This window comes from Mucilaginibacter lacusdianchii (assembly GCF_009770985.1).
In the GTDB taxonomy this organism is placed as follows: Bacteria; Bacteroidota; Bacteroidia; order Sphingobacteriales; family Sphingobacteriaceae; genus Mucilaginibacter; species Mucilaginibacter lacusdianchii.
Window position 1 is genome coordinate 1 of the sequence record NZ_WSRW01000009.1, and the last position, 24,595, is coordinate 24,595.

The 24,595-nt window shown below is 42.1% G+C and carries 21 protein-coding genes; 10 read left to right on the forward strand and 11 right to left on the reverse strand.

Annotated elements, in window-relative coordinates; translation table 11 throughout:
* Positions 1-320 precede the first annotated feature (320 nt).
* Positions 321-701, reverse strand: a complete 381-nt coding sequence (locus GPM24_RS21030) for a winged helix-turn-helix transcriptional regulator (RefSeq protein WP_158829527.1) — start codon at positions 699-701, stop codon at positions 321-323.
* 103 nt (positions 702-804) lie between these two features.
* Between GPM24_RS21030 and GPM24_RS21035 the strand changes: the two genes are divergently transcribed.
* Positions 805-1,767, forward strand: a complete 963-nt coding sequence (locus GPM24_RS21035; RefSeq protein WP_158829529.1) for a CE1 family esterase — start codon at positions 805-807, stop codon at positions 1,765-1,767.
* A 371-nt stretch (positions 1,768-2,138) separates the two neighbouring features.
* On the opposite strand, the gene GPM24_RS21040 is transcribed toward GPM24_RS21035, so the two are convergent.
* Both GPM24_RS21040 and GPM24_RS21045 read right to left on the reverse strand, forming a co-directional pair.
* Positions 2,139-3,953 carry a DUF8459 domain-containing protein gene (locus GPM24_RS21040; protein WP_233268925.1) on the reverse strand — a complete coding sequence of 605 codons (1,815 nt, stop codon included), beginning with the start codon at positions 3,951-3,953 and terminating at the stop codon, positions 2,139-2,141.
* A 379-nt stretch (positions 3,954-4,332) separates the two neighbouring features.
* The gene (locus GPM24_RS21045) at positions 4,333-4,545 is read right to left on the reverse strand and encodes a hypothetical protein (protein WP_158829533.1); all 213 of its coding nucleotides are present in this window, start codon (positions 4,543-4,545) and stop codon (positions 4,333-4,335) included.
* Positions 4,546-4,725: 180 nt separating this feature from the next.
* On the opposite strand from GPM24_RS21045, the gene GPM24_RS21050 reads away from it, so the two are divergent.
* Positions 4,726-4,962: a hypothetical protein gene (locus tag GPM24_RS21050; RefSeq protein ID WP_158829535.1), complete on the forward strand. Its 237-nt coding sequence runs from the start codon at positions 4,726-4,728 to the stop codon at positions 4,960-4,962.
* 49 nt (positions 4,963-5,011) lie between these two features.
* Here the strand turns inward: GPM24_RS21050 and GPM24_RS21055 are convergent, their stop codons facing one another.
* The 3 genes from GPM24_RS21055 to GPM24_RS21065 all read right to left on the reverse strand — a co-directional run bounded on the left by GPM24_RS21055 (position 5,012) and on the right by GPM24_RS21065 (position 8,623).
* Positions 5,012-5,623, reverse strand: coding sequence for a hypothetical protein (locus tag GPM24_RS21055; RefSeq protein ID WP_158829537.1), 612 nt, complete (start codon positions 5,621-5,623; stop codon positions 5,012-5,014).
* Positions 5,624-5,651: 28 nt separating this feature from the next.
* A complete protein-coding gene (locus GPM24_RS21060) occupies positions 5,652-7,130 on the reverse strand; it encodes a trypsin-like peptidase domain-containing protein (protein ID WP_233268926.1) in 1,479 nt (492 codons plus the stop codon).
* A 257-nt stretch (positions 7,131-7,387) separates the two neighbouring features.
* Complete coding sequence (locus tag GPM24_RS21065; RefSeq protein ID WP_158829539.1) at positions 7,388-8,623, reverse strand: DUF2254 domain-containing protein; 1,236 nt, start codon at positions 8,621-8,623, stop codon at positions 7,388-7,390.
* Between the two features lie 85 nt (positions 8,624-8,708).
* Here GPM24_RS21065 and GPM24_RS21070 point away from each other — a divergent pair, with 85 nt between their 5' ends.
* Positions 8,709-9,239 (forward strand): DUF421 domain-containing protein, encoded by a 531-nt coding sequence (locus GPM24_RS21070; RefSeq protein ID WP_158829541.1) that lies wholly within the window; start codon positions 8,709-8,711, stop codon positions 9,237-9,239.
* Between the two features lie 154 nt (positions 9,240-9,393).
* On the opposite strand, the gene GPM24_RS21075 is transcribed toward GPM24_RS21070, so the two are convergent.
* From GPM24_RS21075 to GPM24_RS21095, 5 genes are all read right to left on the reverse strand, one after another.
* Positions 9,394-9,864 (reverse strand): DUF2147 domain-containing protein, encoded by a 471-nt coding sequence (locus GPM24_RS21075; protein ID WP_158829543.1) that lies wholly within the window; start codon positions 9,862-9,864, stop codon positions 9,394-9,396.
* 10 nt (positions 9,865-9,874) lie between these two features.
* Positions 9,875-10,789: a universal stress protein gene (locus tag GPM24_RS21080; protein WP_158829545.1), complete on the reverse strand. Its 915-nt coding sequence runs from the start codon at positions 10,787-10,789 to the stop codon at positions 9,875-9,877.
* Positions 10,790-10,898: 109 nt separating this feature from the next.
* Positions 10,899-11,777, reverse strand: coding sequence for a mechanosensitive ion channel family protein (locus GPM24_RS21085; protein WP_158829547.1), 879 nt, complete (start codon positions 11,775-11,777; stop codon positions 10,899-10,901).
* A 17-nt stretch (positions 11,778-11,794) separates the two neighbouring features.
* Complete coding sequence (locus GPM24_RS21090) at positions 11,795-13,540, reverse strand: APC family permease (protein WP_158829549.1); 1,746 nt, start codon at positions 13,538-13,540, stop codon at positions 11,795-11,797.
* A gap of 230 nt (positions 13,541-13,770) precedes the next feature.
* Positions 13,771-14,013 (reverse strand): hypothetical protein, encoded by a 243-nt coding sequence (locus GPM24_RS21095; RefSeq protein WP_158829551.1) that lies wholly within the window; start codon positions 14,011-14,013, stop codon positions 13,771-13,773.
* Between the two features lie 569 nt (positions 14,014-14,582).
* On the opposite strand from GPM24_RS21095, the gene GPM24_RS21100 reads away from it, so the two are divergent.
* The 7 genes from GPM24_RS21100 to GPM24_RS21130 all read left to right on the forward strand — a co-directional run bounded on the left by GPM24_RS21100 (position 14,583) and on the right by GPM24_RS21130 (position 24,538).
* Positions 14,583-17,891, forward strand: coding sequence for a SusC/RagA family TonB-linked outer membrane protein (locus GPM24_RS21100; RefSeq protein WP_158829553.1), 3,309 nt, complete (start codon positions 14,583-14,585; stop codon positions 17,889-17,891).
* Between the two features lie 18 nt (positions 17,892-17,909).
* A complete protein-coding gene (locus tag GPM24_RS21105) occupies positions 17,910-19,688 on the forward strand; it encodes a RagB/SusD family nutrient uptake outer membrane protein (RefSeq protein ID WP_158829555.1) in 1,779 nt (592 codons plus the stop codon).
* A 150-nt stretch (positions 19,689-19,838) separates the two neighbouring features.
* Complete coding sequence (locus GPM24_RS21110) at positions 19,839-21,146, forward strand: alkaline phosphatase family protein (protein ID WP_158829557.1); 1,308 nt, start codon at positions 19,839-19,841, stop codon at positions 21,144-21,146.
* A 657-nt stretch (positions 21,147-21,803) separates the two neighbouring features.
* Positions 21,804-22,382 carry a Crp/Fnr family transcriptional regulator gene (locus GPM24_RS21115; RefSeq protein ID WP_158829559.1) on the forward strand — a complete coding sequence of 193 codons (579 nt, stop codon included), beginning with the start codon at positions 21,804-21,806 and terminating at the stop codon, positions 22,380-22,382.
* Between the two features lie 71 nt (positions 22,383-22,453).
* Complete coding sequence (locus tag GPM24_RS21120; RefSeq protein ID WP_158829561.1) at positions 22,454-22,846, forward strand: DUF4267 domain-containing protein; 393 nt, start codon at positions 22,454-22,456, stop codon at positions 22,844-22,846.
* Positions 22,843-23,352 carry a cupin domain-containing protein gene (locus GPM24_RS21125; protein WP_158829563.1) on the forward strand — a complete coding sequence of 170 codons (510 nt, stop codon included), beginning with the start codon at positions 22,843-22,845 and terminating at the stop codon, positions 23,350-23,352. The genes GPM24_RS21120 and GPM24_RS21125 overlap by 4 nt, the downstream gene beginning before the upstream one ends.
* Positions 23,353-23,959: 607 nt before the next feature.
* On the forward strand, positions 23,960-24,538 hold the full coding sequence (locus tag GPM24_RS21130) for an RNA polymerase sigma factor (protein ID WP_158829565.1): 579 nt from the start codon (positions 23,960-23,962) through the stop codon (positions 24,536-24,538).
* The last annotated feature ends 57 nt before the right edge of the window (positions 24,539-24,595 follow it).

Sequence of the window (24,595 nt, forward strand, 5' to 3'; positions counted from 1 at the left end):
CTATAAAATTTATAGTACAAAGATGCTCTGCTTTGACCATGTACGGTTTGTTGAAAAGTTCAAGTTTATGTGCTGAAAGGGTCAGGAATTTACTTTTTACTTAACGCAAGTGTTTTTCTTTTTACAGAATCATTGTTAAAAGCTACCAGATAGCAATTAGGTGTTGATAGACTGCTTTTTTAAAATTTAAAGCAAAAGTAATTGTTACTAACAGTTTGATACGAAATGTATGTTCAAAAGTACGGTCTTTAAAATTATTACTTAAGGGTACAACTCACTTATACTGTAGTAATCTATTTGGTTTTTCCACGATAAAGGTGCTAAATGTTACCGACCTTACTTTCCGACTTTATCTTTTCGCGATGTAATATACCCCATTTAATAAGGGCATACACCACATCTTTTAACGTTTGGCTGTAGGGCGTAAGTTCATATTCAACAATAACCGGAATAGCATCAGCTTGTACATTTCGTTTGACAAAGCCATTCAATTCCAACTCCTTCAGCTCAGCCGAAAGTACCTTTCCCGATATTCCGGTAATGGTTCGTTGCAGGTCATTGAACCTACTGTGCCCTTGCGAAAGTGCAATGATAACTCTGAGTTTCCATTTGCCGCCGATGGCATATAGTGAATCGCCCACTGCCTGTAATTTTTCGGCGCAACCGAGCTCTTCCGGCACAATATGTTTTTCTATTTTCATTCAACTTACCTTTTGGTTACTAGTTACCTTTTGTTAACTACTGATATTTTGTAAGTAAATGTAGCTATCTTTGGTTATAATTTTAACGTTTAAGCATCAGATTATGATGATTGCTATAACCATCGCCATTCTTGTCATCGCCTGCCTGACTTTGTTTCTATACTGGACATATGCACCAACATCAAAAGCGCCCCGGTTGCTATCACAGATATCGAAAGAGGTACTGATGACTGGCGCACAAAAACGCACTTACTTGAAATATATCCCCCTGGGGCTGAGTAACAGAAAGGTTCCGCTTGTTATCGTATTACATGGCTCTGGTATAAATGGTGCCAAGATACGTGCATGGACAGGTTTTGAGTTTGACCAGATGGCAGATAAATACGGTTTTGCTGTGGCTTATCCTGATGGATACAAACATAACTGGAATGACCTTAGAAAGAACGCACCATTTCCTGCAAAAAAAGAAAATATTGATGACGTTGGGTTTATTAAATCTATTATTGAAAGCTACCGGCTTGCCCATAACATTGACCCACAGCAAATTTATGCATTCGGCTACTCCAATGGCGGTATGATGGCGCTCCGCTTGGCCATATCAGAACCGGGGTTGCTGGCAGGTATAGCCACAGTAGGTTCCAATCTTCCTACCCCTGAAAATCTGACAGACAGTCTTCAAGCACCAATGCCCCCTGTGCTTATGGTAAATGGAACCGCAGACCCAATTATCCCTTATGAAGGTGGCAACGTCAAGTTTTTTGGAAAGGATCTTGGAAAAGTCATCAGTGCTTTAGCTACAGCGGAAACATTTGCCGAAAGCCACAAAGGGCCAAAAACAACACAAACAGTCAGCTTGCCACATCTACATCCCCGTGATCTCACAACTGCGGAGCAAAAGATCTGGCTGATGGGTCAGCAAAAGCTGGTTGCCTTATATACCATTCATGGCGGTGGCCATGTCGTGCCACAAGCCCTGACTAAGTTTCCTAGACTCATGGGAAAAGTAAACCGGGATTTTAGTGCGCCCCGCGAGGCAGTCGATTTTTGGGATTTAAACCGCGTATAATGGTTTGCCTAACAATTCCTTATCCGAGATTGGCAGCTACCGAAAAGCAGTCCCGTCAGAGATAAAATTCCAGTTTGTTGATCGCCTTTTATTTAATGTCTTATGGACTCAATTTTCCATTAAGCCCGAAACTACTCGCAGGTGCAAGAGTGCTTAATCGTTTATAACATAAAGATAATTAATAAAGTACCATCTATAAGGTTCGAAGTAAAAAACACATTGAACCCTTTAATTGGTTACCGAAACTTATTTTAGACATAAACAAAACTATTTGGGTTTGTATATTTTTCTCTGTCTCGAGCTTCCTTTCTACTGGTGATCAGTTTACATTTTTATGGTAAATTTTACCTTTTATCAAATCATGGACCTGCTTACTTTTTTGGCTCCGGTGGCAAAGCGTCCGAATCTGTACGCTTCGGCACACGAAAAACCGGAGCCTCATAATCTTCAGGCAAATATTCCGGCGGCATCGTTGACATGTTACCGTCTCTTACGGCACGGTAATGCGGCGACATGATTTCTACGCCGGCCTTGTTAAAACAGTCCTGAATGTTGGCATGCAGGCTGGAATAAATTACCGCCTGCTTGTTCGGCTCGCGTGTATAAGCGTTAATGTTATAGCTCACATAATAATCATCAAGGCTTGTTTGCAGCACAAATGGTGCTGGCTCCTGCTCAATAAATACGGTTTGGATGGCAGCATTGATTAGCAATTCATGCACATGCCGCCAGGGAACGTCGTAGCCAATCGTAACGGTGGTATTGATAATCAACCCCTTAATTGCTGCTTCACTGCTGTAGTTAATGGTATGCGTTCCCATGACGGTTGAATTGGGAATGGATATGATCTCGTTTTTGATTGTTCTGACACGTGTAACCAGCAAGGTCTTCTCCAAAACGTCTCCGGTCACCTCGCCAATTTTCACACGGTCGCCGGTTTTAAAGGCACGCATATAGGTAAGTACCAGCCCGGCCACCACATTGCCCAGCGCACCAGCCGAGCCAAAGGTAAAAAGTATGCCCATAAATACAGAGACGCCCTTAAATATGGGTGAATCGGAACCAGGAAGGTATGGAAAAATAACGATGAGCATAAAGGCCAGCACCAGTACACGGATAATTTGATAAGTAGGATTGGCCCAATCGGTATAAAAGCCGGGGATCTTGAGCTGTCCGCGTTCAATCTCGGTTTTAATGTATCTGAAAGAACGCAGCACAAAACGAAACACCAAGGCCAGCACAACTATCGTGATCAGATTAGGTATATAATCCCAAACGGCAATTCCTATCTTACGCACTGGCGCAAGTATGTAATTAAGCAGTGTGGTGGATATATCACGGGTAAAAGGAAAGATGCCAAACAGAACCGGAAAAGCCAGGTAAATGACCAGCAATACCACCAGCCACTTCAGTATGGTAAGCCCGGAAAGTATTAAGCCGAGCTGCCTTTCACTGTTCAGCACTTCATAATTTCGTATGCGAATCCCTTTATGCAAAAAGCTCTTTTTCAATGTAACAATACCGTTTATCCATCGAAAAAAACGATTGACGCCATAGATCAGTAATACGGCAATGCCGATCACCAGTAATGCGAGTAATAATTCTTTCAGCCAGGTTTGCCAGTTTGTTTCCTTTTGATACTGCCGTACCGCCTTTACAATTATTGCTTTCAGTTCAGCGGCATAGCCGTCCCGAGTTTTATTTTGCCAAAGCGCATCTTGCTCCGAAACAGACATGATCAAAAGATCTCTGTAAATTATATCCGTGGTTTGTTCTGCAGTGGCCAGCTTCATAGAATCAGCACTGAAAGAAAGCTGATCACCAAGCTTTTGTAAACGTACTCCAATGGCCAAGGCCCGATCTACAGGCGTAAAGCTACCCTGCCGGGTAAATAAATAAAACAGCGTGTCGCGGTTAAATACTACAGGTATACCTTTCACAAAGTGACGCAAGGAATCAATCTGCCGTCTCTGTTTCATATGACGAAGCGAATCCTGCTGTTTCAACTTGTTCAGCTGGGAAATTAGCTCCTGCTTCTTTTCATATTCATCGTTCCGAAGTTCCTGAACACGCCTTTCCAGTTCCTCCCGGCGCAGTGAGTCGGCCAGGCGCTCGGCAGCCAATTGCCGCACGTACATAGTTTGGCTATCCAGCTTTTCGCTCCGAATCGAATCTCGAGACTTCAAACTGTCTGTGTGGAGCTGGCCTAATGCGGAATAGCCCCAAAATATAAATATCAGTAAATAAGAAACCTTCATTTCAGGCAGGATGAATAAACGAATCTACACTTTCTCTACCTAAATTTGATGTTCAATCGGGCCATACAAATAGAAAAAATCGATGCCTATAAATTAACGCCTTGTAAGTCGACATTTGCAAATTGCTTCTACAATAACCGACTCGTCCGTTTTACCTTTATAAGGATTAAAACGACTGAATAGAAAATCTGTAATATTTTAAAATACAAGATTCATAGGCAAACACCAGCCTATTAGTGCCAGGTCACATCTGAGCTATAAAGCGTTAGTTGATACGCTATCCAGAAAATCAACAAAATATAAATATTTACGTACGTTTGGCGGTAGCCACTAAAACAACGCCACCTAGCAGCAGTATGCCACCAGCGTAAGGCGGCCAGTTAACTGATTTTTCTTTGTCGGCAGATACCTGTATCGGGCCTGCGTCTACTATCTTTTCTTTTTTGGTGTAAGTGAAACCTGTCCAAATGAGCATAATCACACCCATCACAATAAGTACTAATCCGACTGTTCTTTGCATAACCTTGTTCAGCTAATATCTTTTAATAAGTAATAAACCACGATTTAGTTTTCTTAAGCTGGTAACAGAACTCGGAAACAAAGGTACATGCCGCGATTAGCCCCTGCCTACTTGGAGTTTGATTGATGCACCTGTGACTGCATATTTGACCCAATCAGCCAAAAGAGAAGCATTAAGAGAATGAGACTCACTGGAATGGGCAGCATCATGGAGCATCGCCGTTTGACGTGTGAGTTTGATTTTCTGTTAAATCAGGCCGGCCAAACCTTGAAAATAGAAAGCGACAGCGAGGCGGCCAGCGCAATTATAACCACATTAAAGGTTGCCCTGATAAGCAAAATAACGATAATCAGTAAAGCCATTAAACCCCGTTTCGCCTCAAAGGATAATGGCTGCTTCAGGTCTGTTTTTTCCTAGTTCATGTGTTGCTTGTTATTTTTACTCTTGTTAACGCCCGCACTAAAAATCAGTGACCATAACGGCTGCTGCCAAAAATCCTGGCTGTTTGTATAAAGGCTGATTTAACCTCATCCCGCTGATTAAGGGTAAGCGTTTCGGGGTTGATTTTCTGCGCTTGTTGAACCAGGCTATCAACGGACTGATCAACTGCAGATGAGCGGTGTTGTTGCCTAAGGGCTAAAGCGTCTGCCGTTTTTAAGAATGCTTTCCTGATCATATCCGCGTGCCGCCCGCTTCTCCAATTTTGGGTAACTGAATCTGCCATCATGCGGATGGTGTCAACATCCGCTTTTGCCCGCGTTTGATTTCCGGCACTTACAGAGTCGACCATCAATGTGAGCACGCTGGCAATTTTATGAAGCCCTTTGCTCGTCAGCCCATGGTCCATATTCATACGGCGATCCGGTAAGGCCGTTGCCCATTTCGTATAATCATCAATAGCTGATGAGATGTTTTGCCGCCGGGCTTGCTTGGCGTAATTTGCATGGGGCTCACTATTGGGATGTGCAAAATATTTCAAATAAAAATAAAAGCCTGCAATGGCCAGTAAGCCCACAACGATGAATCCACCTAACCAGTAGAAAGTACTTTTATTTCTTTTTTGTGGTTCTTCTGCCATGATATGATGATTATAATTGGTGCTTTGCCTAAGCACCCAACGATAGGTTAAACAATACTTTAGACCCATCCGGCATTACGGCCGCGATACGAACTGTACCCCTTGAGGCTGCCATCAACGCTTTATTCAGTTCAAATGGCGTATTGGTTTGTGTTCCGTTGATACTTACAATGATTGATCCGGGCGGTATACCGACCTGTTCAAAAAAACCGCCCCGCAAAGTTGCCGTCACCACCATTCCCGAAGTTACCTGGTAGCGCTGTTTCAACCGGTCGTCCAGCGGCGCGAATTTTGCCCCAAGCTTATTGTAAATATCATTTAGGGCAACACCGTTATCTGCCGTATTTTCGGCGCTTTGCGCTTTCAGGGTAGCTATTGCCGTCAATTCCTTACCGCTGCGCTGGTAGCCCAGTTTAATTTCGTCATTTGGATGATGCCGTGCAATACGCTCAGAAAGCTCTACCGAAGAGTTAACCGTATTTCCATCAACGCTCCGGATAATATCACCCTCACGTAAGCCAGCGGCAGCGGCAGCACTTCCGGACTGAACGCCGGTTACATAAACACCTTTGATAGCCCCTGGGTTAATGCCGCGCTGTTTTAAAACCTGATCTTCAGTAGCCGGAGAAGGAAAACTTACACCTAGTAATCCTCGCTTCACAGCCCCAAACTGCTTGAGGTCGCCCACAATCTTTTTCACCAGGTTGACCGGTATAGCAAAGCCATACCCAGCATAACTACCGGTTTGCGACGCTATAGCTGCGTTGATACCAATCAACTCTCCTGCTGTATTAATAAGAGCACCGCCACTGTTACCAGGATTTATTGCTGCATCGGTTTGAATAAACGCTTCAACTGCAGATGCAGCATCCTGACCGTCACCACTTTCTTTGTTGCCAATAATGCCAATACTTCTTTCCTTCGCGCTAACAATACCAGCGGTAACGGTAGTATTCAGTGAAAATGGATAGCCTATGGCTAACACCCACTGGCCAATACGAACATCATCTGAATTGCCCATCTTCACTGCACTCAAACCGGTAGCACTAATTTTGATCAATGCCAAATCCGTATTTGGATCCCGGCCAATTAGTTTTCCAGAAAAGGTGCGCTTATCTGTCAGCACCACTTGAATGTCAGACGCATCCTCCACCACATGATTATTGGTTACGATATAGCCATCCGTACTGATAATAACCCCCGAACCGGAAGCCATAACAGCAGCCGGCTGTTGAGAAGCACCATAATAGCCAGCACCGCTTTCAATACGCGACATTTGCACTTTGATGTGTGCAACCTGTTCCACGGCTGTTTCTGCAGCTTGGGTAAGATCGGGATAGCTATCTGGCGTATTTGCCCCGGCCGAGGAGTTGGAAGCGAAGTGAACAGGCAAATGCAGGCTACCTTCCTGTGCCGCAGATCCCCGGGCATTCATCACCTTAAAGGTAGCAAAACTTACACCTGCGGCTATCAGAACCATCAACACAACCCAACCTATTCTATTCATAACTTTATTTATTAGTTTGACCCTTTCCTAGCAAACGGAATACTCATTAGCGATGCCATATGGCCGCACGGTCGTTCCATGACTTAACAAACCCAATTGTTCCTTCAGGGCCTATAATTTATATTTTACGGCTAGTCCACTTTCTTCAAACCTAATTCGGTTACTATTCTTGTCGTCAGAATTGCTTGTGGACCCCGATATAACACACCACTCATGCTTAACCTATCGTTTAAATTATTGTTTTGCAATTAAATATATCAAACAGCCGTTTTGATTCTGCTTTTCAAAACTTGGGCATGCAGTTTCTTGAACAATTTGGCATGACGCATTTCTTTATCCTGATACTCCAGTTGATTCAGCATATGCAACAGTGCATCGCGAATGTAACGGTCGTCCTTACCATACTCCCAGACCGGATAAATACAATCCTCAAAGAGTTCTTTAAACGTGGGTACAATTTGTCTGATCAAGACTACTCCTTGTTCGTTTTTTAACCGCACCGGCAGGCAATGATTAAGCCGATAGGCAAAAAGATCAGACAAGGCATTGATACTTAAAACCGCTGTGGCTGGGTCGTTGATACCGGGGCTAAGGGCTTTAATGGCCACTTCTGCCAATTGCCGGAAGCCATATTCCGGGTTTTGTTCAATAGGCTGGCCGCCGAAAAAGACAACGCTGAGATAAATCTCCTTTTTCAAATCATCCGATAGCCTTTCTGAGCCGTAAACTCTAATAAGGTCTGCTCCTTTAATGAGGTAGGTTCCCTTGCGGTTCATCATAACAAATCTTAACTCTTGACGGTTGGCAAGAGCCAACAATCTTTTTTGATCAAACCCTTGATAGTAGCCCGACTCATTTGCAGGCAAAACAAGGAAAGACTGGTTTTCTTCGTCAATACGTTCTTGCGTTTCGAGGCAGTAATGCTTTTGCATAGATTTGACCGTCTGCATTTGCACCCTTTTGATGATTGTCTCAAATTTGACCGTCTGCGTTACATAATCCAGAAAATAGATAAAAAGGAAAATATCAATTACCGTCAGTAATATCAACAAGTATATGCTAATTGCCGGCACGTAAACACCACTACTGATATCACGTATGGTGCTGAGCAGAAAAAGTGCGTAAACAATAGTACCAATGTAAATGCCCAGAACAACTTGCTGGAACCGGTTCTCGATCATGCTGTTCAAAATCCGGTTGCTCATTTGGGAAGCCGCCTGGTTCAGTATAATCATCACCATGGAAAAACTGAATACCGTAAGGGATATTATGCCACCCGCTATTGTGGTTAAAATTGATCGCGCTGTACTGGCATCTTTTAAGCTAAGCCAACTCAATTGCTGTTTGAATTGCTTACCCGCAGGAGAAAAGTCGACTTTTAACATGAGCACAGAAAGCAGCAAAAAGAAAACAGCGATAATGGCCGGATAAAAGGCGATACTGCTTATCATTTTAGCATAGTGCTCTCGTAACCACTTAGATATTTTTTTCATAAAGCAGTATTCATTAATCATTTCAACAAATGAAAGGCTAGGCTGTTTAACAAATACTTACATCAACAAACAGCGGGGCAAGCCTATGGAAAATGTATTTTTCGAAAATTGGCAAAGTATAGGACGAACCTGTATTGTAGGCGTTCTGGCGTACTTTTCACTGATTCTTATGCTTAGAATCTCAGGCAAACGGACGCTTTCCCAAATGAAGGAATTCGACTTTATTGTCACTGTAGCTTTAGGCTCTACCCTAGCCACTGTACTGCTCAACAAGAGTATCACGCTACTGGATGGCGTAACAGGCTTAGGCTTATTAATTCTGTTGCAGTATCTTTTAGCTGCCTGGTCTGTGCGCTCAAAAACGTTCTCTAAAATAATCAGCTCTGAGCCGACACTGATCTTCTTCAAAGGAGACTTTTTACCGGAAGCCTTACGGAAAGAACGCGTGACAGAAAATGAGGTACGCTCCGTTTTAAGAAGCCAGAAGATTAATTCACTCGATGATGTAGAAGCTGTAGTGATGGAATCTAATGGCCAGTTTAGCGTGGTTCCCAAGGCCGTACCTGCAAACCAACGGTCTACATTAGCTGGTGTAAAATACCCGAAGGATGCCTGATTTCGAAATAGCTTTGTGCCTTAGGTTAGACCCGCAATCTTATTTTGTTTCCGGTAATTCTCACTTTCATGGTTCGATTGACTGAGTAGGTCTCTATGGCAACGGCTGCGTATTAATAAAGATTAGATACCAACTTTAAACAATATAACTTAACCTATTTAATCCGATGAAAAGTCATCGTACGGCCAATAAATTTAACATGCCAGTAACCGCGTACCTTGAGCAGGCCGTTTTTATTGATGGCGGCAGAGGCATTCCATACTTTGCCATGTTTTGAGTCGTATACTTTACCATCTTCCCAGGTACCACTACTGGCGTTATATTTCAAGCCGCTTAAGATGCTCATCCCTAAAATAGTCCGGTTTCGTAATGCGGGGTCTGGATTCCTTTTATCCTTCCAGTAGCTCATGGGCTTGCCCTCGGTGTCACTAAACCATATAATTTTTGCTCTAAAATCTTGCTTTTCGGTGTAAACCTGAATACGAAGCGTTTTCTCCTTATTCTCCCATTTACCGCATATTCTTTCACGCGCAGAAGTGTGCTGCGCTTTTATAGCTGAGCTTGAAAAAAGTATAAGAAAACAAATAAGATAAAGGTTTAGTAGTGAGCGCTGCGATAGAATCATATCTTTTGCATTAGTGATTTAACCGAACCCGTCGCCTATGTACCATGCGAAGCGTTCGGCGCTGATTTTTTGAAGCTTGAACGGTTTGAATGCAAAGAACTGCGGCTTCCGGATTACGTATCATTTTTTGCGTAAAGCCACCTAAAAAGAACTCACTGATACTTCGGCGTGTATTAGCCTCAATTACAACTAGATCTGCCACTTCTTCCCTACATACAGTGATTAAAGAGCTTGCCGGGTCGCCCGTGCGTATGTGTTTAGTTCTTACCGACTTTGCCGACCTACGCAACGACGCCCGAATACGATCCGAAAAAGTACTGATACGGCTAATTACGTCGGCATCGTTATTTTGCGCCAAGGTTACTACAGCTACTTCTGCGTTATTCTTTTCTGCAATCTGCTGGGCTAAGGGAAGCTTTCCCAAAGATAAGCCGTCGCTTTGCACGGGGTAGATGATTCGCTGAAAGGCATTGACTTCTTTATTGGCGGGAACAGTTAGCACGTGGCAAGGTGCGGATTTAAGGATTTGATAAGGCAGCGTATCATACAAATAGAAGGCAGTACTAATATCTGTTGCCATACCCACTACAATCAGATCGATATCCTGCTTATCTGCCCATTCGCAAATAATCGCAGAACGATTACCATTAGCGGTATGAATGCGGCAACGGACGTTGTAATCAGCAATAACATGATAGGCCATCTGCTCCAGCGCATCAACATCTTTGATAACAGCTTCCTGTAACATCGGCTGAAGCATAGTTAACTGTCCTCTTTGCGGGTAGTAGAGCATAACATCCTGCACATATAACAGATGGAGCGTGGCATCATGCCGCGTAGCCATCCTGACCGCAGTATTTAAAGCATTCAGCGAAGTGTCTGAAAAATCGACTGGAACCAAAATATTTTTGATGATCGTTTTCATACTTAGTAATTTTAATGGTTTAAAAAAGCGATAAGAATTACGCTGGTGAGGTAGATTTTAATATACAAAAAATAAACCAAAGGGCCAAATCACTTAGCCGGATATCGATTTAAGGCTTCATTTCGCTTAACGGAACACCACCTTTAATGCCAAAATCAAGTGTTCTAATCGGGAAAGGAATCATAATATCGTTTGCATCATACGCCTTCTTAATGCGCATAATAGCATCACTGCCTACCTGCAGGTAAGCCGGTTGCTCTGGTGAATTAACCCATAAGCGAATAACAAAGTTGATGGAGCTGTCTGCAAATTCCTGATAAAACATGGTCGTTTCCAAATCCGGACAGAGTCCAGGCATATCTGTCAACGCGTCTAACGTAATGCTTTTAACTTTTTCCAGATCTTCGCCATACGAAATACCAATATTCAGATCAAACCTCCTTTTACCCAGCATCGAAAAGTTTTCAATAGGATTTTGAAAAACATCTTTGTTGGGCACAATTACCATCGGCCCCTGAAAGGTTCGCAATATGGTATCCCGCAGATTAATTTCTTCTACCTTACCCATAAAATCTTTAATTCTGACAATGTCACCCACATAAAGCGGACGCCGTACGGAAAGAAAGATACCCGACATAAAGTTAGCTGCGATATCCTGAAAGGCAAAAGCTAGTGCTAAGCCAACAATACCGGCACCGGCCAAAATTGATGTAACGGCTTTGTCGAGCTTAAGCACGCTCAGGGCAATGAAAATAACGATGCCCAGTAAAAAAATATAAATTAAGGAGCCAAAAAGGTTATCAAGCGTCTGATTATGAATGAATCTACGTAGTACATTTTTAAGCGCATTACTTAGTTTCTTGGCCACAAAAAAGCCGACTACTAATATAAGTGCGGCCAAAGCGATGTTGGGCAATAGCCTGACCAGATCGCGTAGCCATAACGTTAGTTTATCGAGGATGAGTTTCGAAGCATGATTGATATCCATAATAGATTGTATCTCGTTTACATAATTAACCTTACACCGCCTAGTTCTGAAACGTGGTATGGAAACTTATTACTGGGTGAACCAATGAACATAAAGTTCTTAGGTATATTCCACTGCTGCGAAAGGCGGTCAATAATTTCGGGGCCAAACTGGCCTTCTATTTCGACAAAATCAATATCAATATCGGGATAGGCTCTATCTAAAACTTCAATGTCTTTTTTGAGATGATCATTGTTACTGGAAGCATTAGCTACATGCACAATTTTGAGCCGCTTGGTTGCTTCGTTATCTTCCACATAAATCATCACCCGATTAAGGATAGCTACGTTATCGCCGCGTGTAAAAAACACCAGTTCCTGCGCATTGATGTTGACTAAAACTCTGTAGGGCCTTATCACACTTACAATGAGCTGCTTTAAAGGTTTGCCAAGGTAATTAGTGGCATAAATAAGCCACCTGATAATCCGCGCCCTATTTAGCATAATTAAGATAAACAGCACGGCAGGAATCAGGTATTTGATAAACACATAAAACGATGGTAGATTGAGCTCCATATTACCCAAAAAAGCAGCGACGATAAAACCGATCGCTAAAACAACGGACAATACGGAAGCCCGCTCTGGCCGGGGCAGCTTTTCACGTTTAACCTTCAATAATAAATTACCTAATCCGAACAAAGCCATTACCATCAGAAAAGAAAACGTGTAAACGCCCGCCAGGTTTCCCAGATCTCCTCCGGTTACCAGCAAAATGGATATGCACAAAAGAAAGAAGCCAATAACAATGCGGTAATTTACGCCTCTGCGGTTTTGGGCCAGGAAGAAATTAGGCAGTATCCTGTCAAGGGTTAGCCGCTCGGCAAGCCCGGTTACACCCACATATGAGGTTAGCACGGCACCACTGAGCACCAATACGGCATCTATAGAAATGATGTAACTGAGCCAGTTGCCACCGGCCCTTTGTCCCATTACAGACAAGAGTGACTCCTGGTGACTGCTGATTTCTCCCATGGGCAACACGGCCAAAGCCAGCAGGGCGATTGCCGGATTAAAAAAACTGACCACCCGCCACATATTGCGCAGTGTTTTGGGAAATACACCTTGCTTTTGCTCCTCCACAAAATTAGCGGAACTCTCAAAGCCTGAAATGCCCAGCATGGCAGCGGAGAAGCCGAGAAATAACGCGTTTATGATCCCACCGGAGGTTACGGGCAGATGCCAGTTGGCAGTAAATACTTCAGTGCCGTTATGAAACACAAACCAGCATCCCATGAGCACGAGTAAGGACAGCGAAGCCACATGGGTTATAAAGATGATTACTGCAACAAATGCTGACTCGCCGATGCCAATAATGGTCAGCATCATAAAAATCAGCAGTATCATTACGGTGGCGGGTATAAGCGGCAGATCGTGCACGATATCATGAAAATAAAACATGGCCTCGTATGCCGATATCACGGCCGTTGCCATGTAAGACAAAATGGTAAGGCAAGCCGCGAAAGAAGCAGTACGCTTAGAGGCGGTATTGAGCAATACGTTGTACGCACCGCCATTTAACGGTAGTGCACCCACCACCTCACCATAAATTTTCCGGAAAAGAAAAAGTACAAAGGCTACCATCAGCAGCGAAATCCAGGCATACTGCCCGGCATAGCCAATGGTCAGTGCAGAAACGTAAAGACACGAGGAACTGATATCATTTCCACATATAGCGGTTGCCTGTAGCTCGTTTAGTTTGTGCAGCGTAATATTCTTTGTACTCATGTATCAGCAGTTATACTGTTTTGGATATTTAAGTATGACTAGCATTCATACAAATAAAAAAGGAAGAAGTTGATCCGTTATATGCGCTAAAGCATCGGTTCAATTCTTCCCATCGTATTTCTGCTAACATGCTTTTCATGCTAACGGTAATTTTTACGGTGTTTGGCGGCACTGTTGACAAGCATCTTTTCCATCCGCCTCTATCACATCAATTCACTTGAATGTTTCGATTATGCAGAGTGATGGGCTTGCTTATCTGATTTGCTGACAGCGGCGTAATAAAAAACCGCTCCCAGCCCAATCAACACAGCACCCATAAATACAGGTATTTTCGGCGTCCATCCACCAAACATGGTGGTATACTCTACGCTACCGCCGGTATCAACACTGTTCGACTTCGTTTTAAAAAGAAAATTGCTACCTATTAACAATACCAAACCTACTGTTGCCAAAATAATACTGAACCTTTTCATAACTAATTTTTCTAAGTATTTGAATTATTAAACCCCTTGTCTGGGTTAACGGATCAGCATAAATAGTATGGTACCGGGAAAATTGTGACAGATATACTTCACCACACGCAGCAGAACCCGCAAACACGACAATCGATTAGACAACATGCTGTTCTCAACTATTGTTTTTCATAGTTGATTTTACTGCCACATATGGTTGTGCGAAAGGTCAGGTTTCTTTCGATTCGTTATACACTTATTTTTACAAACCCTGTAAAATACTAACAGCACCGCGCGATAATTTTTTGAGCATAACTTTTTTTGACGCAAAAAGCAAAAGCTCTTTCAAATCAATTAACATAACACGTCAACATCTCAAGGATAAGTAATTAAAAGGATCCGAAACTAAATGGCTATACCGCCGCATCTTTCAAAGCGCTATACGCCATTTGCGAAAATGCCTTTATTCTCTGTCAATCTTTTGATGTATCGTTTTTAACATTAAAGTAGGTTAACATACTCTTCACATAGCGCCGATAGATTTGCAGGCAGTCTATAACAACACTCAATGCTTAACTAATTGGATTAACATGGAAAAAACTTTACTGCTTAAGCTTAAAGTAATAGCCTGCACATCTGTTGCGCTTTTGTACGCAAACGCAATTCCGGTGCAGGCTTTTGCAACTGCAACTCTAAACAATGCTGCCAGTTTGGTACACAAACAAGAGCCCGGAGCAATTACCGGCAAGGTAGTTGACGAGAAAGGCGAGCCGTTGCCTGGCGCTACTATATTTGTTAAAGAGCTAAACAAAACAACAATGGTTGGCGCAGATGGAACCTTTAGAATAAATGTTCCTCCAGGCACCTATAATCTTACTGTAAGCTTTGTATCGTATACTACTTTAACTCTAAATAAAATAGTAGTAAAAGATGGGGCAAGCGCACCCCTAAATATTATATTGAAAGCTGAAACCGGTAGCTTAAACGAGGTAATTGTGGTGGGTTATGGCACGCAAAAAAGAGCTAATGCTACTGGTGCAGTAGATCAGATCTCGGCTAAAAATATCGAGAACAGACCTATTACCAACCTAACACAGGGCCTTCAGGGTTTAATTCCCAACCTTAACCTTAAAATGATGGATGGTAAGCCAACGCAGTCGCCCAGCTACAACATCAGGGGTACCACTTCTATCGGCCAGGGCGGTAGTGCACTGATTTTGATTGATGGTTTTGAAGGTGACCCAAGCTTACTAAACCCCAATGATATTGAAACCGTATCTGTTTTGAAGGATGCAGCCTCTGCTGCTATATATGGCGCGAGAGGAGTTTTCGGCGTTGTGCTGATTACCACAAAAAAAGGACAGAAGGGACAAACCAATGTAACTTACAGTTCCAATTTTGCACTTAAATCTCCGGTAACCAGGCCCGACTTTGTAACTGATGGTTATACCTGGGCTAAGATGTTTTCTGAAGCATTTGTTAATGGTGACGGTGCATTCCCTCAGAATGCAAATAAAACACAGAAATTTTCACAAGCTTATCTTGATGAATTTAAGAGAAGAGTTGAATCTGGCCAGCCTTATAACCAAATTGAAGTAAACCCAACTACCGGTGAGTATACTTACTATGGAAGCACTGATTATTATAAAGCCCTTTACAAAGATCATACAACTGCTTTTGAAAACAACCTTTCGGTAAGCGGCGGTAGCGATAAAGCAACATTTCTTGTTTCGGGCCGGATGCTTAACCAAGCGGGCATGTTCAGGTATAACAGTGATGATTATGACATGAAAAACCTGCGTGCCAGAGGCTCCATACAGGTTTTTCCATGGTTAAGTATCGAAAACAATGCTGATTACTCCATCATGAATTACCACAACCCAATTAATGTTGGCGAAGGTGGTGGTATATGGAGAAACATTGCAGACGAGGGAAAACCGACTATGCCGATCTTTAACCCGGATGGCTCTCTGACATTTGCTGCCGCATATACAGTGGGCGATTTCATATACGGAAAAAATGGTTTTGATACCCGCCGGGAAGTGTTTAGAAATATAACCGGACTAAGAAGTAATTTCTTTAAAAACAAGCTTCGTGTTAATGCCGACTTTACTTTCCGGAATACAGACGATAACAGGGAACAACGAAGAGTACAGGTGCCTTACAGCAACTTTAAGGGTGTTACTGCTTATGTAGGTACTACTACTAATGACTTATCTTTCGATCTGCGTGAAACAAGATACTTGGCAACCAACCTTTACGCAGAGTATGAAAACCATTTTGGAGCTGATCATTACTTGAAGGCAATGGCCGGTTACAACTATGAGCAGTCTACCTACAACCGGGTATTTGTACAGCGTAACGGTATCATTTTCGAGGATGCCACAGATCTTAATCTTGCTTTGGGCCAAGGTATTAACACCGGTGGAGGCTATGAGCAATGGGTAATCAAAGGAGGGTTTTCAAGATTAAATTACTCATTCAAAGACCGTTACCTTTTGGAGGTAAACGCACGTTACGATGGTTCTTCCAAATTTCCGACTAGTCAGCAATATGGGTTTTTCCCATCTGTTTCCGCAGGCTGGAGAATCAATAGCGAACCGTTCTGGAAGGTTTCAGATAAACTGATTTCAGATTTAAAATTGAGAGCATCTTATGGCTCATTGGGTAATGGCAATATTGCCTCTTATCAGTTTCTTGACAATTTCGTTGTTAGCCAATCAGGCGTAATACTAAACGGGTCAAGGCCTCAAACCACCCGTATACCAGCAGTATTGCCCGAAAACCTTACCTGGGAAACATCTACAACAACCAACGTTGGTTTGGATCTGACCATGCTGTCTGGCCGCTTAAGCTTTGCTGGTGACGCCTACATACGTAAAACTACCAATATGTTCACTTTTGGACTTACCCCCCCAGCCGTATTTGGTGCCGACCCTCCAAAAGGTAACTATGCCGACTTAACCACTCGTGGTTGGGAAATTTCATTAGCATGGAATGACCGGATTGGTAGCGGTAAAAACCCCTTCAGCTATAATGTAAGGCTTACCCTTGCTGATAACAAAACAAAGATTGACAAGTACAACAACCCTGATAAGCTGTTAAGCGATTATTACGAAGGGCAGACACTGGGCGAAATTTGGGGTTATGAAACCGAAGGCTTTTTTATTGATGCTGCCGATATTGCATCACACGCCAAACAAGATCCGCAAATGAGGGCATCGCCAACAGGCTTATGGTTCCCCGGCGATATTAAATTACGCGACCTAAACGGCGACGGCTTTATCAACGTTGGTGAAAACAAAGTGGGCAAATCGGGCGACCGACGGATTATCGGAAACTCTGCGCCAAGATACTTGTATGGTATCAACCTCGGTGCAAACTGGCATAATTTCTCGTTCTCTACTTTTTTTCAGGGTGTAGGCAAGCAACAATGGTACCCGAGCACCGAAACGGAGATGTTTTGGGGCCAATACAATCGTCCGTATAATAACATTCCTAAATTTCATTTAGGTAATATGTGGACGCCTGAAAATACGGATGCTTACTTCCCAAGAACAATGTCAAGAGCAGCTTCGAGCAATACCAACCGTACTTTGGGCGTAGCCCAAACGCGTTATCTGCAAAACGTTGCTTATCTGCGTTTAAAAAACTTACAGATAGGATACACACTGCCTACAAAATGGGTAAACCGCATAGGTGTACGTAATGCTAAAATATTCTTCTCGGGTGAAAACCTGTTTACTTATTCTCCGATGTACAAAATAGTTAAAAACACCATTGACGTAGAAAACGCTGTACCTTCAGATCAGGATATCAATGTAAATAGCACAAACGGCGATGGGTATAATTACCCGATATTGAAAAGTTACTCACTAGGATTAAACGTTAGTTTTTAATCATAAAAAGCTATTAAGATGAAAAAGCATTATATATTGATTTTGCTAGGCTGCCTTTGCTTTGCAGCCTGCAAAAAGCTGGATCAGTTACCAGAATCTTCACCTACTAAACAAGCTGTTTTTGGAACAGAGAATGGACTCAAATTATACACAAATTCATTCTACGGCATGGATTTCCTTCCAAAAAATTCTACCAGCCAAGATGCCATGTCAGATTATCTTGCAGTTAAACAAGTGCCCGATTTTATTCGTGACGGTGCTTTTAGCGCAAGTAACAGCTCGGGGTGGACCTGGAGAGATTTGAGAAACATCAACTATTTCATCGAAAACTGCAATGACACTGCTGTTCCTGTGGCCATCCGTAATAACTACCTGGGTATTGCGCGCTACTTCAGGGCGTATTTTTACATGGAAAAAGTAAAACGCTTTGGCGACGTGCCATGGATTGGTAAACCTTTGGATAGTGATGACCCGGCGTTAACGGCAGGCCGCGATAAAAGAGAAATGGTGATGGATTCGGTATTGGCTGATTTGGATTTTGCCTGCAATAACATTCAAGCTACCAATGATGCAAGTCGCACAACAGTTACTAAATGGGTTGCTTACGCGTACAAATCAAGAGTATGTCTTTTTGAAGGCACGTTTAGAAATTATCATACCGAGCTGAATTTAACCGGCACTGCCGGCAAATGGCTTAATGAGGCAGTAACGGCTTCAGAGCAAATCATGAAAAACGGCGGGTATTCAATTAACACAGCCGGTGGTCCCGGTACATCCTATCGCCAAGTGTTTACGAGTAATGCACCTGTTGCTCAGGAAGTATTACAGGCAGCTGTTGCCGATGTGAATTTAGGCGTACTTAATGAGGCTAACTGGTGGTGGACAAGCGGCACTTATGGTGCAAAAGCAAGTTTTACGCGTACCTTTATTAATACGTACCTTAAGCTTGACGGCACACCATTTACCAATGACCCGGCATACCCTACTATGCTCTTTAAAGACGAGGTGAAGAACCGTGATTTACGTTTAAAGCAAACCATTCGTTCGGGCGATTATAAACGTACTAGCAATGGTGTAGCAGTGCCGGCCCCACCCGTGTTTTCATACACCTTTACCGGATACCAGCCTATTAAATGGACGCTTGATGACACTTATTATGACGCGGGTGCATTAAATACCAATGCAGTCGCATTATTTCGCTATGCCGAGGTATTGTTAAACTATGCAGAAGCTAAAGCCGAATTAGGAACTTTGACAGATGCAGACTGGGCGTTAACCATAGGTGCCTTAAGAGCAAGAGCCGGTATTATAGGCGGACTTAATGCCAAACCTACAGTAGCCGACCCTTATTTAACAACTAATTACTTCCCTGGTATTACCGACCCGACGATATTAGAAATACGCAGAGAGCGAGGCATTGAATTAAGTTTGGAAGGTTTCCGTTTTTCTGACCTGTTGAGATGGAAAAGAGGCCAGTTAATGGAACAGGTGTGGAACGGGTTTTATGTTCCATCCTTAAACACCCCAATGGATTTGAACGAAGACGGTATACTGGATGTTGCTTTCTATCAGGGCACTCGCCCTACCCCTCCTGCGGCTGGTGTAACTTATGTTGATGTATCGCCCAGAGTAGGTAACGCAGTTAATTCACAATTATTAAAAAACGGCACCTCCGGAGAGTTGATTTGGATGAACGAAATTCCAAGAAAATGGAATGATCGCAATTACTATTACCCAATTCCATTAGTTGATCTTCAGCGTAACCCGAATTTAAAACAAAACCCAGGCTGGCAATAGGCAGTGAAGATGTTTTACCAAGTGGTTTACTGCAAAACGTAGAAAACACGCCAATAGCCAGTTAAAAATGGCTACCACAATTACAAGCCAGTTAGGTGCCGCTACGGCATTTAACTGGCTTCTAACTCCTAAAATTCTTACGGCAATAATATGAAAAAGCAGCTACTGATCGCATTCTTTGCTTTGTGTATAACAACGGGGCAACTTATGGCACAAACGGCCAAACACGTTATTTTTTTAACTATTGACGGGTTTCGCCCTGATTTTTACCTTGATAGTGAATGGCAAACGCCTAACCTGCATGCACTGATGAAAGATGGTGCTTATGCCAAAGGCGTAAACAGTGTATTCCCCTCCATGACCTACCCTTCGCATACCACCATCGTTACAGGTGTGCAGCCCGCTAAGCATGGCATATTTTACAACAATATATTTACGCCTGATGGTGCGCGGCAAGAGCCTTACTGGCAAGATAGTTCCATTCATGTACCAACCATCTGGAAAGCGGCCAAAGATAAAGGCATGACTGTCGCTTCGCTCTACTGGCCCGTATCTGCTAATGCTCCTGTTGATTATAACATTCCAGACATTGGTGCCTTGGGCGATGGGGTGCGTGAGCAATACTCTTTACCGCATGGATTTTATGCCGAGGTAAAGAAAGAAGTGTTTGGCGGCGTGGATAAAATAGATCATGGAAAAAACCAGAATATAGCTAAGATAGCCGCATATATCATTAAAAAGAGCAAGCCAGAACTGATGACCATTCACGTATTTTCTGTTGACGGCGCATCACATGCAGTGGGACGTAAAGGAACTCAGGTACAAGAAGCGGTGTCAGATGCTGATGCTGCGGTAGGCATTATTATAGATGCCCTGAAAGCCGCAGGCATATGGGAAAGCACAGTTTTGCTAGTAGGTGGCGACCACGGATTTTATGACGTCAGGAAATCAATATCGCCTAATGTATGGTTGAAAGAAGCCGGGTTGATTAATGATCTTAAAACAGGCGATTGGAAAGCGCAATTTAATACAGTTGGCGGTTCTGCTTATCTATACCTGAAAGACCCATCTGATAAAGCTACTGCTAATAAAGTAAAAGCCCTTTTGGAAGCGAAGCCAGACAGCGTGAAACAATATTACCGCATTATCAGTAAAAATCAATTAAATACAGGCGGCTACAACCCTAACGTTGCTTTTGCGCTTACTGCCGAGCATGATGCTTCATTTGGTAATGCAAGCACAGGCAGTGCCATTAAAACCGGCAAGGGCGGTGCACACGGGCATTTTCCCGACACCAAAAACATCCAAACTGGCTTGATCGTTCACGGTCCCGGCATTCGCAAAGGTGCTGTGATTGAAGAAATGGATTTGCGCGATATGACGCCTATTATGGTAAAGCTTCTTGGTATTCCATTTACAAAGGTGGATGGAAAAATACCGGCAGGGTTATTAAAATAATCAATCTGTTGGTCGCCTTACATTATGGTAGTAGCTACCTGTTTTGTTGAAAGTTGTCTATTTATTAAGTTTAATTTTAGTCCAACCGGGGCTAGCAAGGAAATTTCACTGCACGTTCTACAAGGTTGGATCAATAAAATGCCAATCAAGCTAATGGAATTGCAATGACTTAATGAAGGAATTGTAATGAGCAGATAGTTTATTGCCAATTAGTATTTTTACATTTCGGCATAGTGTCAGAGTCATGTGATTTAACCATTTATAATAACAGCGGGTACTTACCTGTAATGTGCTGCATATTTTTTCTACGGCAGGTATTCAGTTTTATGAGCTTTGCAAACTGAATACCTGCCGTCTAGTTTGGGAAAAGATGCTTCCGCCTTTTTAATAATATTGCGCTCTTGCGGCTCCTCCTACCTGAGTTTTACTAACTTTTTGATGTCTTTATGATCATCGCGCAGATTGCTTATTGCAGGAGCACTCACATGCCCAACCTTGTATTGTTCCCAATCTGCCCAACAATACTCTCCTGTCAAATGTAGCAACTCCAATGGAACGCTTCTCAGGATATTGAACTAATTAATTAATGATCTGTTCCAGTTTGCGACTATGCCGACTATCTAATTTATTTTTACATTTACTCACACGGCATACCATATGATTAATCACTTAATCCAGCAGATAGAAAACTTTATTGTCCTCAATTCCGAGGAGAAAAATACAGTCAGGTCGTTATTTAAAGAAAAAGCTTATAAAAAAGGTACGTTCTTCTTAAAAGAGGGGCAAGTTTGCAAGCAAGTTGGTTTTGTTACTAAAGGAGTATTTCGCTATTATATCAACCATGACGGTGAGGACAAAACCTACGATTTTGCTCAGGAGAACTTTTTTACTTGCAATTATGAAAGCTTTATACCGCAAGTACCTTCTAATAAAAATATTCAAGCATTAGAAGATTGTGAGATTTTGCAAATTTCTTATGATGACTTACAGGCGTTCTACCAGTCTGTAAAAGGTGCGGAACGTTTTGGAAGGCTGATAATTGAACAAGTTTTCATTCAAACGCTACAAGATCTCAGTTCATTTTATACAGATTCGCCAGAACTCCGCTATGAAAAGTTTTTAAAGAAGCATCCGGCCTTGCTGCAAAGAATCTCCCAATATCATATTGCATCTTATGTCGGTGTTAAACCGCAATCCCTTAGCCGAATTCGGAAAAGAATTTTTGCTGAAAAGTGATTTGTTAACTCAGGTGCATAAATCCCGGTACCGGGATTTGGAACTTTGTATCATCATCAAAACAAATAATCATGATACACAGAATCACTATTGTACTCGCATTCCTAACAGGAATAGGAATGATTTTTATTGGAACCAGATTTCTACTGGCTCCTGACACGGCAGAGGCCGGTTACGGCATAAACTTTAATGAGGCCAGCGACTATTCCTTTCATTATATCAAAGGTATTCGAGATGTGTTTTCAGGTCTACTGATTTGCATTTTTGTGCTCACTAAACAAATAAAAGCATTAGGTATTACGCTGGCTGTGGGTACAATCATCCCAACGGCAGACATGCTGATTGTATTAAGCAAAAATTACAATAGCATCGTACAAGCAATCCCTCACATCTCTGCCATTATTATTTGCGCAATAGCAGGAACCATCTTACTACTGAATAAAACCTCCAATAAAGCTATATGAAAACGCAAGGACAAATTCAACTGATAAGCTCAGCAGATAGAAATAAAGAAAGTGTAATTGAGTTCAACATCATTCCAAACGAAAAGACTCCATGGCATTATCACACGCTTTTTTCAGAAACATTTGAAGTGTTAAGGGGAACCTTAGAAGTTGGGCTAAACGAGCAGATTCATCATTTAAAAGAAGGCAGTAAAGTGACCATTAAACCGAAAGAAAAGCACTATTTTCATAACGTGTCGGATACTGAATGCCTAATACGAGTAACCGTAAGCCCTGGCAACAAAAATTTTGAAAATGCGCTGCTGATCTCTAAGGGGCTTGCAAAGGATGGCTTAGCCAGTGAAGCAGGAACACCTAAAAAGTTAACTGATTTGGCGTTATTCGTTTATTTAAATAACTCAAAAATGGTGGGAGCCCAAAAAATAGCAGCACCGCTTTTTAAGTATCTCGCCAAAAGAGCAATAAAAAAAGGAAGACTCGAAGAACTGGAGTTGAGATATTGTTAAGCTAGAACATAAATGAAAACTATAATCACAATTATGGTAAGGCTATTGGCAATGAACTGTAATTCTTAGTGGAGAACAAAAAAGCCTGCAAATCAATGATTTAAAGGCTTTTTGTATGATTTAAAAGCAAATTCAGCGGTGAGGAAGGGAAATGAGCCTTATTCATAATAACTTCAGCCACAATATATTATTATTTACATTACCGACTACTACACGAATCGCTCACTACAAGCTTTCCGATCCGTTCAACTAGCTAAATCGTTAGCTTAAAGGTACAAATTTCTATCTTTTCTTACCAAATACTTTCATGTTAAAATTTAGCCATTTAAGTATTGAATAAGTTAAGACGGAAGCGACACTCATTGTATCTCAAACAACATTTCCTGTCGCCACAATTGTAGAAGCGGTTAAAAAATTTCCGATCCGAGTCACATCAGGAATTAATCCGGGGATGCGGCATCTAAATCGACAAGGGGTGTTAACTCAGTGCAATGCAAAGATCTTACCCGCAGGTAAAAAATTGACGAGAAAAGCAACTGCTCCTTTTTAGATAATTATTTTTTGTACTTTCACTTAACGGTAAATTCTATATTTATCATCCAAACCAATGACCTCACAAAATAACTTAGATGATAAAGAACTACTGAAATTACTTAATGAAGGGAGTTATGAGGCATTTACCACCTTATATTTTCGCTATGCCGAAACGCTGGTTCGTTTTACCAATGATAAGTTGAAAGATCCAGATGAAACTAAAGATATTATTCATGATATCTTTTTGAAAATTTGGACGGAAAGGTCTAAACTTAAAATTGACGGCAATTTCAAAGCTTACATCTACACTACAGCAAGGAACAAAATAACCGATACATACCGAAAAAGGCTGGTAAGAGGGTTTTACGATGCGGAACTTGCAAGTATTCAGGAACCAGCATCAGAATCGCTTGATACGGCTTTTGATGCGAAAGAGCTTCATCATGCAATTATATCCCGATTGGATGAGTTGCCACCACGAACCAAAGAAATTTTTAAATTGAGCCGATTTGATAATCTGTCGATACCTCAAATTGCCTCTAGGCTAAACATATCAGAGCAGACAATAAAAAATCAGCTTTCGATTGCACTGACCTACTTGCGTAAGAAAATAGTCTTTTTGCTGGGCCTGATTTTCTTGATTAATAATTAAAAAAAGACCGGTACTAATCGTTAGGTTAAACGTATACTAATTAAACAAGCTTAATAA

Bases quoted from the DNA above. Each gene is read 5' to 3' on its own strand.
- GPM24_RS21080 (WP_158829545.1), bottom strand. From the start codon at position 10,789: ATGAAAACGATCATCAAAAATATTTTGGTTCCAGTCGATTTTTCAGAC.
- GPM24_RS21100 (WP_158829553.1), top strand. From the start codon at position 14,583: ATGGAAAAAACTTTACTGCTTAAGCTTAAAGTAATAGCCTGCACATCT.
- GPM24_RS21115 (WP_158829559.1), top strand. From the start codon at position 21,804: ATGATTAATCACTTAATCCAGCAGATAGAAAACTTTATTGTCCTCAAT.
- GPM24_RS21130 (WP_158829565.1), top strand. From the start codon at position 23,960: ATGACCTCACAAAATAACTTAGATGATAAAGAACTACTGAAATTACTT.
- GPM24_RS21105 (WP_158829555.1), top strand. From the start codon at position 17,910: ATGAAAAAGCATTATATATTGATTTTGCTAGGCTGCCTTTGCTTTGCA.
- GPM24_RS21090 (WP_158829549.1), bottom strand. From the start codon at position 13,540: ATGAGTACAAAGAATATTACGCTGCACAAACTAAACGAGCTACAGGCA.
- GPM24_RS21060 (WP_233268926.1), bottom strand. From the start codon at position 7,130: ATGAATAGAATAGGTTGGGTTGTGTTGATGGTTCTGATAGCCGCAGGT.
- GPM24_RS21050 (WP_158829535.1), top strand. From the start codon at position 4,726: ATGAGACTCACTGGAATGGGCAGCATCATGGAGCATCGCCGTTTGACG.
- GPM24_RS21075 (WP_158829543.1), bottom strand. From the start codon at position 9,864: ATGATTCTATCGCAGCGCTCACTACTAAACCTTTATCTTATTTGTTTT.
- GPM24_RS21110 (WP_158829557.1), top strand. From the start codon at position 19,839: ATGAAAAAGCAGCTACTGATCGCATTCTTTGCTTTGTGTATAACAACG.
- GPM24_RS21055 (WP_158829537.1), bottom strand. From the start codon at position 5,623: ATGGCAGAAGAACCACAAAAAAGAAATAAAAGTACTTTCTACTGGTTA.
- GPM24_RS21120 (WP_158829561.1), top strand. From the start codon at position 22,454: ATGATACACAGAATCACTATTGTACTCGCATTCCTAACAGGAATAGGA.
- GPM24_RS21045 (WP_158829533.1), bottom strand. From the start codon at position 4,545: ATGCAAAGAACAGTCGGATTAGTACTTATTGTGATGGGTGTGATTATG.
- GPM24_RS21035 (WP_158829529.1), top strand. From the start codon at position 805: ATGATGATTGCTATAACCATCGCCATTCTTGTCATCGCCTGCCTGACT.
- GPM24_RS21125 (WP_158829563.1), top strand. From the start codon at position 22,843: ATGAAAACGCAAGGACAAATTCAACTGATAAGCTCAGCAGATAGAAAT.
- GPM24_RS21065 (WP_158829539.1), bottom strand. From the start codon at position 8,623: ATGAAAAAAATATCTAAGTGGTTACGAGAGCACTATGCTAAAATGATA.
- GPM24_RS21085 (WP_158829547.1), bottom strand. From the start codon at position 11,777: ATGGATATCAATCATGCTTCGAAACTCATCCTCGATAAACTAACGTTA.
- GPM24_RS21030 (WP_158829527.1), bottom strand. From the start codon at position 701: ATGAAAATAGAAAAACATATTGTGCCGGAAGAGCTCGGTTGCGCCGAA.
- GPM24_RS21070 (WP_158829541.1), top strand. From the start codon at position 8,709: ATGGAAAATGTATTTTTCGAAAATTGGCAAAGTATAGGACGAACCTGT.
- GPM24_RS21095 (WP_158829551.1), bottom strand. From the start codon at position 14,013: ATGAAAAGGTTCAGTATTATTTTGGCAACAGTAGGTTTGGTATTGTTA.